General features: G+C 49.7%; 13 protein-coding genes. 7 read left to right on the forward strand and 6 right to left on the reverse strand.

Going from position 1 to position 13,663, the window contains the following annotated elements:
• The first annotated feature begins 7 nt into the window (after positions 1-7).
• The 4 genes from BLV50_RS22520 to BLV50_RS22535 all read left to right on the forward strand — a co-directional run bounded on the left by BLV50_RS22520 (position 8) and on the right by BLV50_RS22535 (position 4,061).
• A complete protein-coding gene (locus tag BLV50_RS22520) occupies positions 8-718 on the forward strand; it encodes a beta/alpha barrel domain-containing protein (protein WP_090810134.1) in 711 nt (236 codons plus the stop codon).
• Positions 719-921: 203 nt separating this feature from the next.
• On the forward strand, positions 922-1,836 hold the full coding sequence (locus BLV50_RS22525; protein ID WP_079695868.1) for a carbohydrate ABC transporter permease: 915 nt from the start codon (positions 922-924) through the stop codon (positions 1,834-1,836).
• Positions 1,820-2,674: a carbohydrate ABC transporter permease gene (locus tag BLV50_RS22530; protein WP_076290688.1), complete on the forward strand. Its 855-nt coding sequence runs from the start codon at positions 1,820-1,822 to the stop codon at positions 2,672-2,674. Before BLV50_RS22525 ends, BLV50_RS22530 begins: the two co-directional genes overlap by 17 nt.
• 49 nt (positions 2,675-2,723) lie before the next feature.
• Positions 2,724-4,061 carry an FAD-dependent oxidoreductase gene (locus BLV50_RS22535; protein ID WP_090810394.1) on the forward strand — a complete coding sequence of 446 codons (1,338 nt, stop codon included), beginning with the start codon at positions 2,724-2,726 and terminating at the stop codon, positions 4,059-4,061.
• Between the two features lie 113 nt (positions 4,062-4,174).
• On the opposite strand, the gene BLV50_RS22540 is transcribed toward BLV50_RS22535, so the two are convergent.
• The 4 genes from BLV50_RS22540 to BLV50_RS22555 all read right to left on the reverse strand — a co-directional run bounded on the left by BLV50_RS22540 (position 4,175) and on the right by BLV50_RS22555 (position 7,299).
• Complete coding sequence (locus tag BLV50_RS22540; protein WP_090810135.1) at positions 4,175-4,825, reverse strand: amino acid ABC transporter permease; 651 nt, start codon at positions 4,823-4,825, stop codon at positions 4,175-4,177.
• A gap of 53 nt (positions 4,826-4,878) precedes the next feature.
• On the reverse strand, positions 4,879-5,601 hold the full coding sequence (locus BLV50_RS22545) for an amino acid ABC transporter permease (RefSeq protein WP_064642730.1): 723 nt from the start codon (positions 5,599-5,601) through the stop codon (positions 4,879-4,881).
• A 103-nt stretch (positions 5,602-5,704) separates the two neighbouring features.
• Positions 5,705-6,538, reverse strand: coding sequence for an ABC transporter substrate-binding protein (locus BLV50_RS22550; protein WP_063566271.1), 834 nt, complete (start codon positions 6,536-6,538; stop codon positions 5,705-5,707).
• Between the two features lie 32 nt (positions 6,539-6,570).
• Complete coding sequence (locus tag BLV50_RS22555; protein WP_090810137.1) at positions 6,571-7,299, reverse strand: amino acid ABC transporter ATP-binding protein; 729 nt, start codon at positions 7,297-7,299, stop codon at positions 6,571-6,573.
• Positions 7,300-7,760: 461 nt separating this feature from the next.
• Here BLV50_RS22555 and BLV50_RS22560 point away from each other — a divergent pair, with 461 nt between their 5' ends.
• On the forward strand, positions 7,761-9,374 hold the full coding sequence (locus tag BLV50_RS22560) for a glycoside hydrolase family 28 protein (RefSeq protein ID WP_090810139.1): 1,614 nt from the start codon (positions 7,761-7,763) through the stop codon (positions 9,372-9,374).
• A 114-nt stretch (positions 9,375-9,488) separates the two neighbouring features.
• Here the strand turns inward: BLV50_RS22560 and BLV50_RS22565 are convergent, their stop codons facing one another.
• A complete protein-coding gene (locus BLV50_RS22565) occupies positions 9,489-10,340 on the reverse strand; it encodes a helix-turn-helix transcriptional regulator (RefSeq protein ID WP_063566268.1) in 852 nt (283 codons plus the stop codon).
• Positions 10,341-10,598: 258 nt separating this feature from the next.
• On the opposite strand from BLV50_RS22565, the gene BLV50_RS22570 reads away from it, so the two are divergent.
• On the forward strand, positions 10,599-11,057 hold the full coding sequence (locus BLV50_RS22570) for a cupin domain-containing protein (RefSeq protein WP_063566267.1): 459 nt from the start codon (positions 10,599-10,601) through the stop codon (positions 11,055-11,057).
• Between the two features lie 95 nt (positions 11,058-11,152).
• Here the strand turns inward: BLV50_RS22570 and BLV50_RS22575 are convergent, their stop codons facing one another.
• On the reverse strand, positions 11,153-11,980 hold the full coding sequence (locus tag BLV50_RS22575) for an aldo/keto reductase (protein ID WP_063566266.1): 828 nt from the start codon (positions 11,978-11,980) through the stop codon (positions 11,153-11,155).
• A gap of 336 nt (positions 11,981-12,316) precedes the next feature.
• On the opposite strand from BLV50_RS22575, the gene BLV50_RS22580 reads away from it, so the two are divergent.
• Positions 12,317-13,573, forward strand: a complete 1,257-nt coding sequence (locus BLV50_RS22580) for a DUF445 domain-containing protein (protein WP_090810141.1) — start codon at positions 12,317-12,319, stop codon at positions 13,571-13,573.
• Positions 13,574-13,663: the final 90 nt, after the last annotated feature.

Consider the following 13,663-nt stretch of genomic DNA (forward strand, 5'->3'; position numbering starts at 1 on the left):
GAGCATGATGGGCAAATTCAAGGAATTGCTTGATCGGAAATCCCTGTCACTTGTGGTCAGTTTACCCGAGAACGATCTATCTTTGGCCCGGGCAGCAATTGAAGAGGGCGCTGATGCACTGAAGGTGCATTATAATGTCGGTCATCGCGCCAGCGGGAATCATTTTGGTCCACTGGACAACTATGCCGAAGTTTTTCAGGCGATCCGTAGCGAGTTTGGCGGCCCGCTTGGGGTCGTACCATCCGGTAGTATAGATGGAGCACGGAGGGAGGACGTGGAGCGCCTCTCCGGGCTGGGTTTTGACTTTTATTCCATCTATGCACATCACTTGCCATCCTTCATGCTGGATGACCTGGGGTTGGACCCTACGTTTGCGATCAACGACGAATATGAACCTTCAATCGTAACGTCAGCGGCTCATTACGGCTTCACCGCCCTGGAGGCATCCATTGTACCTGGGAATGAATATGGTACACCGCTAAGCTTTGCGGACGTGCTCAAGTATCGCCGTCTGGTCTTGCAGGCGCAAATTCCGGTATTGGTTCCTTCTCAGCGTAAGCTGGTGCCGGAGGATGTTCGGGTGCTGCACGATACCGGAGTCAAGGCGATCATGCTTGGAGCGGTCGTAACGGGCAGAGCGGAGGAGCAGCTGCGAAGGGTTGTTAACGCCTTCCGTAATGCGGTGGACAATCTGAACCGTCCAGACTATATAAGTTGAACTAAACATTTACAAGAGAACGTAGAGGACAGAAATAACCTAAAGAAACGGAGTGTTCGCCTTTATCCCCGGATTTTCCCCTTTGTAAAATTGAATCAAAAAATCTGGGGATAACAGCGATCGGAAGGTTGTTCTGTCATTGGAGTGGCAAGTGTAAATATTCGTTTCAAGGGAAGAAATTTGATAAAGGGGAGGGCCTGACTGTGACCCATTCACGCAAGCGTACAGGAAGAGGTCCGCTCGCCAGAGAGGCCCAGATCGCGGGATGGCTGTTTGTATCGCCCATGGTGCTCGGGTTTACCCTGCTGCTGCTGTTTCCCATGGGTCTCGCGCTATACATGAGCCTGACCGACTGGCCGCTGCTGGGGGATCATCATTTTATTGGACTGGAGAATTACCGGAATGTGATGACAGACGCCATGTTCTGGAAGGTGCTTGCCAATACAGTCTATTTCACTGCGGGGCTTGTGCCGCTTAACATTGTGCTTGCTCTACTGCTCGCGTTGCTGCTATCCAGAAGTTTGCGCGGCATCGGGATTTTTCGAACAGCCATCTTCGTTCCGGTCATGACCTCGCTGATTGTATGGTCCATCGTATGGAAACTGATGTATGCGACAGAGTCGGGACTGATCAATCAGCTTCTGTTAATGATAGGCATCAAGGGTCCGGCCTGGCTCTACAATCAGGATCTGGCGATGCCTGCGGTTATTGTGACGAGTGTACTGAAAAATGTGGGGCTGAATATGGTGCTGTTCATTGCAGCCATTCAGCAGGTGCCGCGTTCACTTTACGAAGCGGCAACACTGGACGGCGCGGGCAGAAGGGGAACTTTCTTTCACGTCACGCTGCCCATGATTACGCCAACGGTGTTTCTAACCATGGTCATGACCGTGATTGGCTCGCTTAAGGTGTTTGGACAGATCTACGTCATGACACAGGGAGGGCCGAGCAACAGCACGAAGGTATTGGTCTATTACATTTGGGAAAAAGCATTCAAATTATTTCAGTTCGGCTACGCCTCTTCGCTTGCGTATGTGTTGTTCTTTATCGTGCTAATCCTGACGCTGCTGCAATGGCAGCTTCGAAAGAGGTGGGTATTCAATGAAGGCGATGCCTAATCCTTCGATTCGCAAGACAGGCAGTGCCCTGGGGACGTACTTGCTTTTGACACTGATCTCGCTGATCATGCTTGTTCCATTTATCTGGATGATATCGACGTCATTCAAGGAACCTCAGAGCATATTTACCTATCCACCACAGTGGATACCGGATACCTTCCGATTTCAGAACTACATCGATGTTTTTCGATTAATTCCGTTTCACCGTTTTTATTTTAACAGTGTATATATTGCTGCTGTGGTTGTGCTGGGTACGGTGTTCTTTGCATCTCTCGCCGGGTACGCATTTGCCAAAATTCCGTTCAAGGGACGTAATGTGGTATTTCTCATCCTGCTGAGTGCGATGATGATTCCCCATGAGGTGACGGCAATCCCGATGTTTCTGTTCATGCGGCAGCTGGGGTGGATTGATACACATCTTCCGCTGATTTTATTGCCGATCTTTGGGGCGGGCGGTGTGTTTGGCATCTTTGTGATGAGGCAGTTCTTCATTACGGTACCCACCGAGCTGGAAGAAGCGGCGATGATTGACGGTTGCAACCGCTTCCGGATCTATGCGCGAATTATGCTTCCGATTGCCAAGCCCGGTATGGCTACGCTGACGATCTTTACTTTTGTGACGATCTGGAATGAGTTTTTCGATCCGTTGATTTTCATTAACTCGCGAGAACTGATGACGCTGCCGCTGGGGTTATCCTTGTTCACGGATGAAGTGGGTACAGCCTGGCAATATCTGATGAGTGCCACCGTCATGGCGACCCTGCCGCTGCTAATTGTCTTTTTCCTGGCACAACGGCGCTTCATTGAGGGAGTTGCCATGACAGGACTGAAAGAGTAGTCCATGTAATAGAACGGAAGGAGTGATAAACTTGAGTGAACGGACGAGTATGAAAAAGGAAGAAGCGGATGTGGTTATTGTGGGAGGAGGTCCGGCGGGAATAGCAGCAGCCATTGCTGCTGGACGACAAGGTGTTCGAACAGTGCTGGTGGAGCGGTACGGGTTCGTTGGTGGAATGTCGACTGCCGCTATGGTGTACCCCTGGATGACCTTCCATACGGAGAGTGGTGAGCAGGTGATTCGAGGCATCGCCCAGGAAATCGTTGACCGACTGCAGGCGCGCGGCGGCTCTCCGGGGCATCTTCGGGATACGGTTGGATTTGTGCATACTGTTACGCCTTACCATCCGGCGATCTATCAGGTGGTTGCGGCGGAGATGCTGCAGGAGGCGGGTGTCCGGTTGTTATTGCACAGCTTCGTGGATGAAGTGGTTATGGTGGATGATCGGGTAGAAGCGGTACGCCTGACGAACAAGTCTGGTCGAATGGAGCTCCAAGCGAACGTATTCGTGGATGCCAGCGGTGATGCGGATGCGGCGTATCTTGCGGGCGCTTCTGTTGCAAAGGGGCGAGATGGCGATCACCAGTCACAGCCGATGACCATGAAATTCCGAATGCGTGGTGTGGACCTTGGACGAGTGAAGCAATACATGCAGGAGCACCCGGAGGATTTCTATGCCAAAACCCCTTTCTCCGAACTGGACAGTATTCCGTTAACCGGGGTGAGCGGCTTCTATTCCCAATGGAAAAAAGCAGGTGTACCGATTAATCGTGATCAGGTATTGTTTTTTACCGGACCGGCTGAAGATGAAGTATTGATTAACTGCACCCGGGTGCAGGGGTTGGATGCTACAGATGCAGAGGATCTGACCTCTGCTGAACAGGAAGGCAGGAAACAGGTGCTGATGATCGCTGAGTTTCTGCAGCGTGACGTGCCTGGATTCGAGCGGGCTTCGATCTCAGCGGTAGCACCGCAGATCGGTATCCGTGAATCCAGGCGAATCATCGGACACTATGCATTGACCAAGGACGATGTGGTTGCAGGGAAAAAGTTTGACGATGTAATCGCCAGAAGTGGCTATCCGATTGATATTCATGATCCCTCCGGTCAAGGCGTCGTAGCGGCTTTTATAGAAGGAGACGGAGCATACGATATTCCGTACCGCTCTCTGATTTCCCGAAATATTCGCAATCTGCTGGCGGCAGGACGTTGCATCTCCACCACACATGAGGCCCATGCAACGACAAGGCTGACTCCAAGCTGCATGGCTACGGGGCAGGCGGCGGGAACAGCAGCAGCTTTAGCTGTTCAGATGAAGCTAGATCCGTTGGAGCTGCCGGTAGCGGTGCTGCAAAAGGAACTACGCCGTAAGGGAGCAGCGATTTGAGGAATGATTCCTGTGCGAGCAGACTATCATGAAATCCAAAGAAGACTCCAAAACCACTATTGAAGTGGAGCTGGAGTCTTTGGGTTGTAATGGAAGCATCGGTCAACCGATCATCAAGTCATTCGTGCTTCAAGCCGCCGTGCCACAATGGACAACGTGTAGTTGATGACGAAGTACAATACGGCTGCGAGCAGCAGGGCAGGGATGACGTAATCGAAGCTTTGACCCCCGAGGATCTGCACATTGTGCATCAATTCCGGCAGGGAGATGATGATCGCCAGTGAAGTATCCTTCAGTAAGGAGATGAACTGACTCACCATCGGTGGCGACATGCGCCGCAAAGCTTGAGGCATGATGATGCCGCCAAGTGTCTGCATATAGCTTAGGCCGGAGGAACGGGCGGCTTCCACCTGACCGCGTTCGATCGATTTGAGTCCGCTGCGGACAATCTCTGCGATCATGGCGCCTTCAAACAGACTTAGTCCAACAACCGTGGACCAGAAGACGGACATTTTGATCCCGAGCTGGGGAAGTACGATATAAATGAAGAAAATGATCAGCAGCAGCGGCAGATTGCGGATCGTATCCACGATGACGGCCACAATCTGTGACAGGACCGGAATTCGGGTGTATCGAACGGTACCGAGCACGGTGCCGAGTACAAAGCTGAATACAATCGATAACCCTGCCACTTGCAGGGTTATCAGGAATCCGTGCAGCAGGAAACGAAGGTTGGGCCAGGCGTAGGCCCCGCTAAAGTCCATAGATCATCGGCCTCCTTCTGTGAGTAGGACAAGATTTAGAAAGGATGTCTGTTTTACATGGTGACCTGACCCGTTGGTTTGTTCTTTTTTGGTTTGCCTTTGGCACGGCTGGCATCCGCATCACTTTGTCCGAAACGGCGCTCCATATAGTGAACCAGGAAGCTGAGCGGTAAGGTCAACACCAGGTAGAACAGCGCAACAATGGTGTAGACGCTGAGCGGCAGGAACGTATCCGAGTTGATCAGATCGGCAAAATACATCAGATCCATGCCAGCCACGACCGCTAGGATGGATGAGTTTTTGACCAGATTGATAAACTGGTTGCCAAGGGACGGCAATACAATCTTGATCGCTTGTGGCAAAATGATCAGGTTCATGGCCTGTACGTAGGACAGACCGGAAGATCTCGCAGCCTCTAACTGCCCGCGAGGGACCGTCTGAATACCCGCTCGAATCGCTTCGGCAATGAAAGCAGCCGTATAGATGGTCAGACCGAGTGTACCCGAGATGAATCCATCCAGTGAAATGCCGAGTGCCGGCAATCCGAGATAGAAGAAAAACACGACGAGCAGCAGCGGGATGTTACGGATAAACTCTACAAAAGCCGTGCCAATCCAGTTGAGTGGTTTGATGGGGGATATCCGAAAAATAGCCATGATTGCACCCAGAATAAAGCTGCCAATCAAGGCCATGATGCTCACCTGAATGGTGTTGAGGAACCCTTCCAGAAATCGATCCGAATGTTTGATCAGTACGCTGAAGTCCAATTTGCCCATGTAGGCGAAGCCTCCGTTCTCCAGATGTAGAAGCGGCGATTGCGTCCTGCTCACGCATTGCATATCACAGGCGAATTCGCCGCTTAACCATCATTAATCGGGGTTACTCTGGCTTGCTGCCCAGCCATTTCTCGTGCAACGTATCATATTCACCGCTGTCCTTCAGGTTTTTGAGCAGGCTGTTTACTTCTTCGACGAAGGCTGTGTCGCCTTTACGAATTGCTATGCCGTAAGGTTCGCTTGTGAAATTGCCACCAACCAGCTTGTAGTTGTTATCCGTCTGCTGCATGCCGATCAGGATGATGTTATCGGTCGTCAGAGCTTCGCCTTTACCCGCTTTGAGGGCTGTGAAGGCATCCTGATAGTTATCGAATTCCAGCACCTCGGCGTCCGGGGCTTTTTCGCGAATGTTTTGCGCAGAAGTCGAGCCTTTGACGGCAAGTACCTTCACACCGCTGAGACTTTCGAGACCTGTAATTGCGCTGTCGTTTTTCACAAGCAGGGATTGCCCAGCTTCAAAATAGACATCGCTGAAATCCACTTGTTCCTTGCGTTCATCTGTAATCGTCATCGTTGCGATGATGAGATCAATGTCGCCGTTTTGCAGCATCGGAATGCGCGTTTTGGACGTTACTTCTTTCAGTTCTACCTTCGTTTCGTCTCCAAGAATCTGTTTGGCGAGTGCTTTGGCGATATCAATATCGAATCCTTCGACTTCGCCACTTGCGGGGTCCTTCAAACCGAACAATTTGGTGTCGTATTTCACGCCGGCAATGAGTTTGCCGCGCTCTTTAATCTGTTCAATTGTGCCTTTGGCTTCGGTACTCCCACCAGAACCACCGCTGTTGCTACTTTCCTCTCCAGTGCTACAACCGGACAAGACAAGGGATAGAATCAAGACAAGCATAAACGACGGCCACTTTAATACATTTTTCATTTGGTAAAGACCCCTTTCAAAATGGATTATTCTCAGTGGTGAATCAGACGACTAAGAAATTGCTTGGCCCGTTCTTCTCTCGGGTTGTCGAAAAATTCAGCGGCGGAGGCTTCTTCCACAATTCGGCCTTCATCCATAAAGATGACTCGGTCTGCGACCTCGCGGGCGAATCCCATCTCATGTGTAACAACGACCATTGTCATCCCGTTATGGGCAAGAGACCGCATGACATCCAGGACTTCCCCGATCATTTCGGGGTCCAGTGCAGAGGTGGGTTCGTCAAAAAGCATGATTTTGGGTTCCATAGCAAGACCTCTTGCAATGGCTACCCGCTGCTGTTGTCCACCGGACAACTGGGAAGGAAAACTGTCTGCCTTGTCGGCAATGCCAACCCGGGTCAAATACTTCATCGCCGTAGAGGCTACCTGTGCTTTGGGCTGTTTACGCACCTTCATGGGTGCAAGGGTAATGTTATCGATGACTTTTTTGTGAGGGTAGAGATTGAAGTGTTGAAATACCATGCCGATGTCACGGCGGAAGAGGTTGATGTCCACCTTTTTCTGATGTAAAGGGACACCACTGACGACAAGTTCACCTTCGGTAATCGTCTCCAGACGATTGATGCAGCGGAGCAATGTACTTTTGCCTGAGCCGGAAGGGCCGATAATGACAACGACTTCTCCTTCTTCAATGTGAAGATGAATATCTTTGAGGACATGAAAATGGCCAAAATGCTTCTGAACACCCCTAAATTCAATCAAGAGACCCCATCCTTTCTGCAACGTCTGTTTGTAAAAGGAATAATAAGGAATAAATTGAAACTAGTTATTTAATCATACATACTCATCCTGCTGAAGGCAATTGGTTTGTGATAAAACATGACATAAGTAATGGGTTTTATAGGGCTATAGCCAGTAATTATGTTATATATTTGTTATATTGCTAGCCTCTTTGTGACGAATCCTGACAGAAAAATGAATCCATTCTCCTAGTTGTTTTACAACCATTGGAATAGATGTATAGAGTATACTGGAAGGGATGTTTACTTTATGACTCTGATCATAAAAACAAATAACATCAAATTCTGAATCGTACATGGCAAAAAAGCTCAACCTTATGCCCTATGGCATTGATATGATGGAGCGAGAATGCGCTTTCCAGTAAGTAATGCAATATTAAAAACAGTCCGATCCAATTATAGGTAGAGAGGATGTTCTGAACGATGAATACATATTACTCCCCACTGGGTACAGGAGAAGGTGTTGAATCCCATACGAAAGCTTATGAAGTGAGTTTACCTGTCATCCCTGCACGGGATTTTCAGATTACGGATTATGGTGCGGTAGGGGATGGCTTGACCGATAATACCGAGATGTTTCGACTGGCTATAGCAGCTTGTGCAGAAGCGGGCGGTGGCCGAATTGTCATTCCGGCGGGTGTTTGGTTAACGGGTCCGATTGTTCTCCGCAGTCGAATTGAGCTTCATGTTCAGGCGGGTGCTCTGGTTACGTTCAGCCGTAATTTCGATCAATATCCCCTGATTGCGTCCAGCTTCGAAGGTTGGCAGGCAGTGCGGTGTCAGTCGCCTATTGATGGTGAGCAGTTGGAGGATATTGCGATCACGGGTGAGGGGATTTGGGATGGCGGTGGAGAGGCATGGCGTCCGGTGAAACGATCCAAGATGACGGCCTCGCAGTGGAATCGACTGGTTTCCTCGGGCGGTGTGGTGGAGCAGGCTGGCGGAGACGAAGCCATTTGGTGGCCCTCGACTTCTGCTCTTGAAGGCGGTGCGATTGCGAATCGTCTGCATCTGGAGCAAGTGTGTGATGTGGCTGCTTATGACGAAGTCAGAGACTTTTTGCGTCCTAACATGGTCAGCTTGCGTCAATGTAAACGAGTGCTTTTGGACGGACCGACGTTCCAAAACTCTCCTGCATGGAATCTGCATCCGTGGGCATCCGAGCATGTCACAATTCGTAACGTGAGTGTGCGAAATCCATGGTTTTCCCAGAATGGTGATGGGCTTGATATCGAATCCTGCCGTCATGTCCTTGTGGAGCAGAGTGTATTCGATGTTGGTGATGATGCGATCTGCCTGAAATCCGGCAAGGATGCAGAAGGACGTGAACTCGGTCTGCCCTCGGAATATATTACGATCCGCAATTGCACCGTGTATCACGGTCATGGCGGTTTTGTCATTGGCAGTGAAATGTCTGGTGGTGTGCGGCATGTCCGGGTCTCGGACTGTACGTTTATTGGAACGGATATTGGGCTTCGCTTCAAAAGCGCGCGTGGGCGCGGCGGGGTCGTTGAAGATATTCAGGTGGAGCGCATTTATATGAAAGATATCATTATGGAAGCTATTTCGTTTTCCTTTTTCTATGCCAATCAGGAGGGTTCCGCTCGTGGTAGCGACTTGACTCAGGAGGTCAGTGAGCAGACTCCGGTGTTCCGGGATATTCGGATATCGGATGTGGTCTGTGCAGGAGCGGAAACCGCGTTATTGGTGAGTGGACTGCCGGAAATGCCTCTGGATGGTCTGGTCATTCAGGGATATACGGTGACGGCTCGTAATGGGGTGCACTGCGCTCATGCGAAGCACCTGCGAATCGCCGAAATGAATGCACATATTACCGATGGATCGTTAATTCATTTGCATCAGTGTAAGGGTGCGGAACTGGAAGCGATTGAGGGTGTAGGCGCGGACGGTCGGCTTCTGATGGTGACAGGACATGAATCGGCAGGAATCGTATGCCGGGAAAGTGATGCAGATACAGAGGGACGCCAAATCTCCGTTGGTCCTGAAGTAAGAAGTGGTGTAATTATCCGCAGGTAAGAAGGGTTCGACTTAGTATACGCTTAGCATATCACCGCGGGCATCTCCTGGCGCGCGGTGTCATGATAGGGTGTCATATGACAGGTGTCCGGCTTCGCCAGTCGCTTCCAAGATCTATCGATGTTCTTTGCGATAGCGAAGCGGCGTGGTCCCGGTCACCTGTTTAAACGTTTTATTAAAATGGGCTGTATGCTCAAATCCGACCTTCTCCGCAATCATTTGCACCCGTTCCTGAGTGGACAGTAAACGTCTCTGTGCCTCCCGAACCCGGGTAACACGCAAATATTCGCTGAAGCGAAATCCGGTAAAACGGCTGAACATCCGGCTCAAATAGGATGGACTGATATAAAATCGCGCTGCGGCCTCTTCCAACGTAAGAGGCTCGGTATAATGATTGTTCACATAAGTGACGATCTCACTGATCTTATCCTGCATGGGATGATGCGGGGCCGGAGAGGATTGCCGAGTATCTTCTTCAACCCGGTGGATCTGAATCAGGATCTGGGCAAGCAGGCTTCTCACCACGATGTCATAATGAGGTCGGCGCTCCCTGCATTCTTGCAGCATCTGCCATAGCATTCGTTCGATCTCGGGCTGTTCCGCATCAGGAAAGTGCAGCAGCCTTGAACGATCGAAGGGAAGCAGACCACATATTCCAAGCTCCATCCCGGTGGCAAAAGAAGGAGAGAATCCGATCAGGATTCGTTCAAAGCCGGGAATACTTCCTTTGGACGTCGTATGTACATCATGGGGATTGATCAGGATCAAATCACCTTTGCGGGCGGTAAGAAGCTGACCATTCATGGAATAGACGCGTTCTCCTTCAAGCAGATAATACAGTTCATAAAAAGGGTGGGCGTGAGGCTGTGGCATGGCGTTCCCTTCGTGTCTGCTCATGTGTTCAATGGTGAATGAACTCTCGCCAATTCGATATTTGGGTCCAATCCGATCCTCTATAACACTCATAACACGTCTCCCCTCTGCGCCAGCTGATTTACGGTTAATATCCATATCATAACGGAAAATCCAGTTTGTTGTAAACGCTATCATTTGAATAGGGGGCCGACCAGACGAAATGAACAGCATACGGGTGGAATGATTTTCGGCAAGCTTATATATGCTGTAAAGGTGACAAAAGTCTATTCATGTTTTACAGTAGGGGGAGTGAGACTAACCTCTGGATAGGGGTGTCTCCAATTCGATTTGGAAGGAAGGAAACAGAATATGACGACACATGAATTATCGCCACTCGTTGCTGCACTGAATATGCAGCCGCACGTTGAAGGCGGTTGGTATAAGGAAGAATGGAAGGCATCGTACCAAATTCCACAATCCGTACTGCCGGATACATACTCAGGCCCTCGATTCTCGGCAAGTTCGACGTACTTCCTGCTGCACTCCCATGAAGTCTCGGAATGGCATACCGTTTTGTCCGATGAGCTTTGGTTGTGGCATAGCGGCAGTCCAGTAGAATTGAAATTGGGCGGCAACGGGGAAAACCCCGAAAATGAAGAAGTGCTCGTGTTGGGTATGGATATTGCTGCGGGGCAATCGCCGCAGGTACTCGTTCCAGCCGGAGTATGGCAAACAGCACGTCCGCTGGGTGATGAGCCTGTACTGGTAACGTGTGTTGTAGCACCAGGTTTCCATTTTGATGATTTCAAACTGGTTTCCAAAGGCTAATATAACTATAAATGAATAAGCAAAATCCCGATCCAGGTGCGTGTGCATCCAGATCGGGATTTTTTGATGTTTTCTAGCTTGATTGTATGTTGAGGTTAGAAATTAAAATTGTCCGGATCGGAACCAAAGCGCTTATTCTCGTTCAATTGATTAATGCGCTCGATTTCTTCCGTGGTCAACTCAAAATCATACAGGTCCGCATTATCGCGGATGCGCTGTGGTGTAACGGATTTAGGTATGGTCACAATGCCATTTTGCAGATCCCAACGCAGAATGACCTGTGCCGGTGACTTGCTGTACTTGGCAGCGATGTCCTGAAGAAGCGGATGCTCCAGCAGATGTCCCTGACCCAGTGGAGACCAGGCTTCAATCTGGATCTGATGTTTGCTGCAATACTCCCGTAGCTCCGTTTGAATCAATAGCGGATGCAGTTCCACCTGATTCACAGCAGGTTTAATGGTGGCATCGGTCATCAGGTCCTCCAGATGGTGAATCTGGAAGTTACTTACCCCAATGGCGCGGATGCGTCCTTCCTTATGCAGCTTCTCCAGCGCTCTCCAGGTATCCTTGTACTTGCCTTTGACAGGCCAGTGGATTAGATAGAGATCCAGATATTCCAGTTCGAGTCGTTCCATGCTTGCTTCAAAAGCTGCCAGCGTGGATTCGTAACCTTGATCCCCGTTCCACACTTTGGTGGTAATGAACAGATCCTCGCGGGCGATTCCGGATTCACGAATACCCTGAGCTACGCCGGTTTCGTTGTTATACGCTTTCGCTGTATCGATACTGCGATAACCTGCCTGGATAGCCGTTTTGACGGCTTCAACCACTTCTTCTCCATCTTTAACTTTGAATACACCAAAACCCAGCCAAGGCATTTTGACTCCGTTATAAAGTGTCGTTGTGTCCTGCACGTGTTTCATGGTCCGAAATTCCTCCTCTGATTCATTCATTATTTCATTATGTAATTACCCTGATGATCGCCAGCCAATCGTAAATGGAGGGCCGTCTGTATTGATTATACTAAAACCTTTTTGGTAATGGAAAAGAATACGACCATTTCGATAGGGAAAACCCCTCTTTTATCCTTTTTCACCAGCCAGAGGTTTGGTTTTGACGCTTACGGGTGATAAGATGAAGTATACGAAATATGGAAACAGAAGCTTTCCTATGGAAGCAATCACATGAAGAACAGAAGAGCACGGGAAAGTTGGGTGTTATTGAACCCGTGTGATTAACGATAAAGGAGTAAGAATACAATGGCTAAACCTAAACAAACCAAAAAAGCAGCAGCTTGGTCTCTCGTTATTATGGGAGCGGGATTTGCCGCATCATTGCCGTTTCAAGGCGGTGTAGTAGGCAAACTGCTGGTAGGGTCATTTGAAGCGGGATTGGTAGGTGGACTTGCGGATTGGTTCGCCGTAACAGCGTTGTTCCGTCATCCACTGGGTATTCCGATTCCCCATACGGCTTTGCTGCCTAAGAATCGGGACAAATTGACTGAAGGCCTTGTCTCCGCGGTGGAAAACAACTTGCTGAACAAGGATAGCATCACCGAGAAAATTGCGGGCTTCAAGGCGGCAGAAATCGTTCTGGATACCATGACAAGGGAACTTCACAACGATGGAGTCAAAACCATGATCGATACGCTCTGCAAACGAATCCTTGCAGGCCTGCCGTTGGAGCAGATTGCTCCACTGGTTGCGGGCGAGATCAAATCACAGGCGGGAGCCTTCGACCTGGGTCCGATTCTGGAACGGGCTTCGATCCAGATGAGTGAGCGTGGATATGATGCCAAAGCACTGGACTATGGTCTGAAGCAGGCAGAGGAATGGCTGGTGAAGCCGGAGACGATCATGTTTTTGGGTGAAAGCGGCCTAAAGGCAATCAGTGGCATCCAGATGAACGGATTAATGCAATTTGCGATGAATGCGTTCATGGGTTATCTGAACGAGGAGCGTCTGGGCAGTATTTTGCAAGGATATCTGTTTGACCGGGTGGAGGACATGAAGCGGGAGGGCAGCGCTCTTCGTTACAAAGTGCTAGATCTGTTGCGAACCCAGGCTATCCGGCTGGCGATGAGTGAAAGTGTGCAGGATGGAGTCAATGGCTGGAAAAACAACATGCTGGATGGATGGAACGCAGAGGAAACTGTGCTGAACAAACTCACTGAATTGAGGGAAAAGGCGCTCGCTGCAATGGAAGATGGCCAGTATGTGGAGACGTTTGCTCTACCCGCGATTGAGCGGGTATTGTCTGATTTGCGGTCAGACGATGCTTTATTGGCTGGATTGAATGCGAAGATTGTGGAAGGTGTAACGACGCTGCTAGAGAAAAACCATTCCAAAATCGGCAACCTCGTACGCGAAAATGTCGACAAAATGGATAATGCCTCACTGATCTCCTTGATTGAGGATAAGGTAGGAAAGGATCTGCAGTGGATTCGGATTAACGGGGCCGTTACCGGATTTATAATCGGGATTGCACTGACCGCCCTGCGGATGGTATTGGAGTAACTCATTGATAATGGCAAGATTAGGGCCGCTCTCTGGAGCAGGCTCTTTTTTTGTCTGGGCAAATGATAAATAGAGAAATGATGCAAAAAC

This window comes from Paenibacillus sp. 276b (assembly GCF_900107875.1).
GTDB lineage: Bacteria > Bacillota > Bacilli > Paenibacillales > Paenibacillaceae > Paenibacillus > Paenibacillus marchantiae.

Coding starts and splice junctions, on each gene's coding strand:
- BLV50_RS22520 (WP_090810134.1), top strand. CDS start 8: ATGGGCAAATTCAAGGAATTGCTTGATCGGAAATCCCTGTCACTTGTG.
- BLV50_RS22530 (WP_076290688.1), top strand. CDS start 1,820: ATGAAGGCGATGCCTAATCCTTCGATTCGCAAGACAGGCAGTGCCCTG.
- BLV50_RS22535 (WP_090810394.1), top strand. CDS start 2,724: ATGAAAAAGGAAGAAGCGGATGTGGTTATTGTGGGAGGAGGTCCGGCG.
- BLV50_RS22540 (WP_090810135.1), bottom strand. CDS start 4,825: ATGGACTTTAGCGGGGCCTACGCCTGGCCCAACCTTCGTTTCCTGCTG.
- BLV50_RS22545 (WP_064642730.1), bottom strand. CDS start 5,601: ATGGGCAAATTGGACTTCAGCGTACTGATCAAACATTCGGATCGATTT.
- BLV50_RS22550 (WP_063566271.1), bottom strand. CDS start 6,538: ATGAAAAATGTATTAAAGTGGCCGTCGTTTATGCTTGTCTTGATTCTA.
- BLV50_RS22560 (WP_090810139.1), top strand. CDS start 7,761: ATGAATACATATTACTCCCCACTGGGTACAGGAGAAGGTGTTGAATCC.
- BLV50_RS22565 (WP_063566268.1), bottom strand. CDS start 10,340: ATGAGTGTTATAGAGGATCGGATTGGACCCAAATATCGAATTGGCGAG.
- BLV50_RS22570 (WP_063566267.1), top strand. CDS start 10,599: ATGACGACACATGAATTATCGCCACTCGTTGCTGCACTGAATATGCAG.
- BLV50_RS22575 (WP_063566266.1), bottom strand. CDS start 11,980: ATGAAACACGTGCAGGACACAACGACACTTTATAACGGAGTCAAAATG.
- BLV50_RS22580 (WP_090810141.1), top strand. CDS start 12,317: ATGGCTAAACCTAAACAAACCAAAAAAGCAGCAGCTTGGTCTCTCGTT.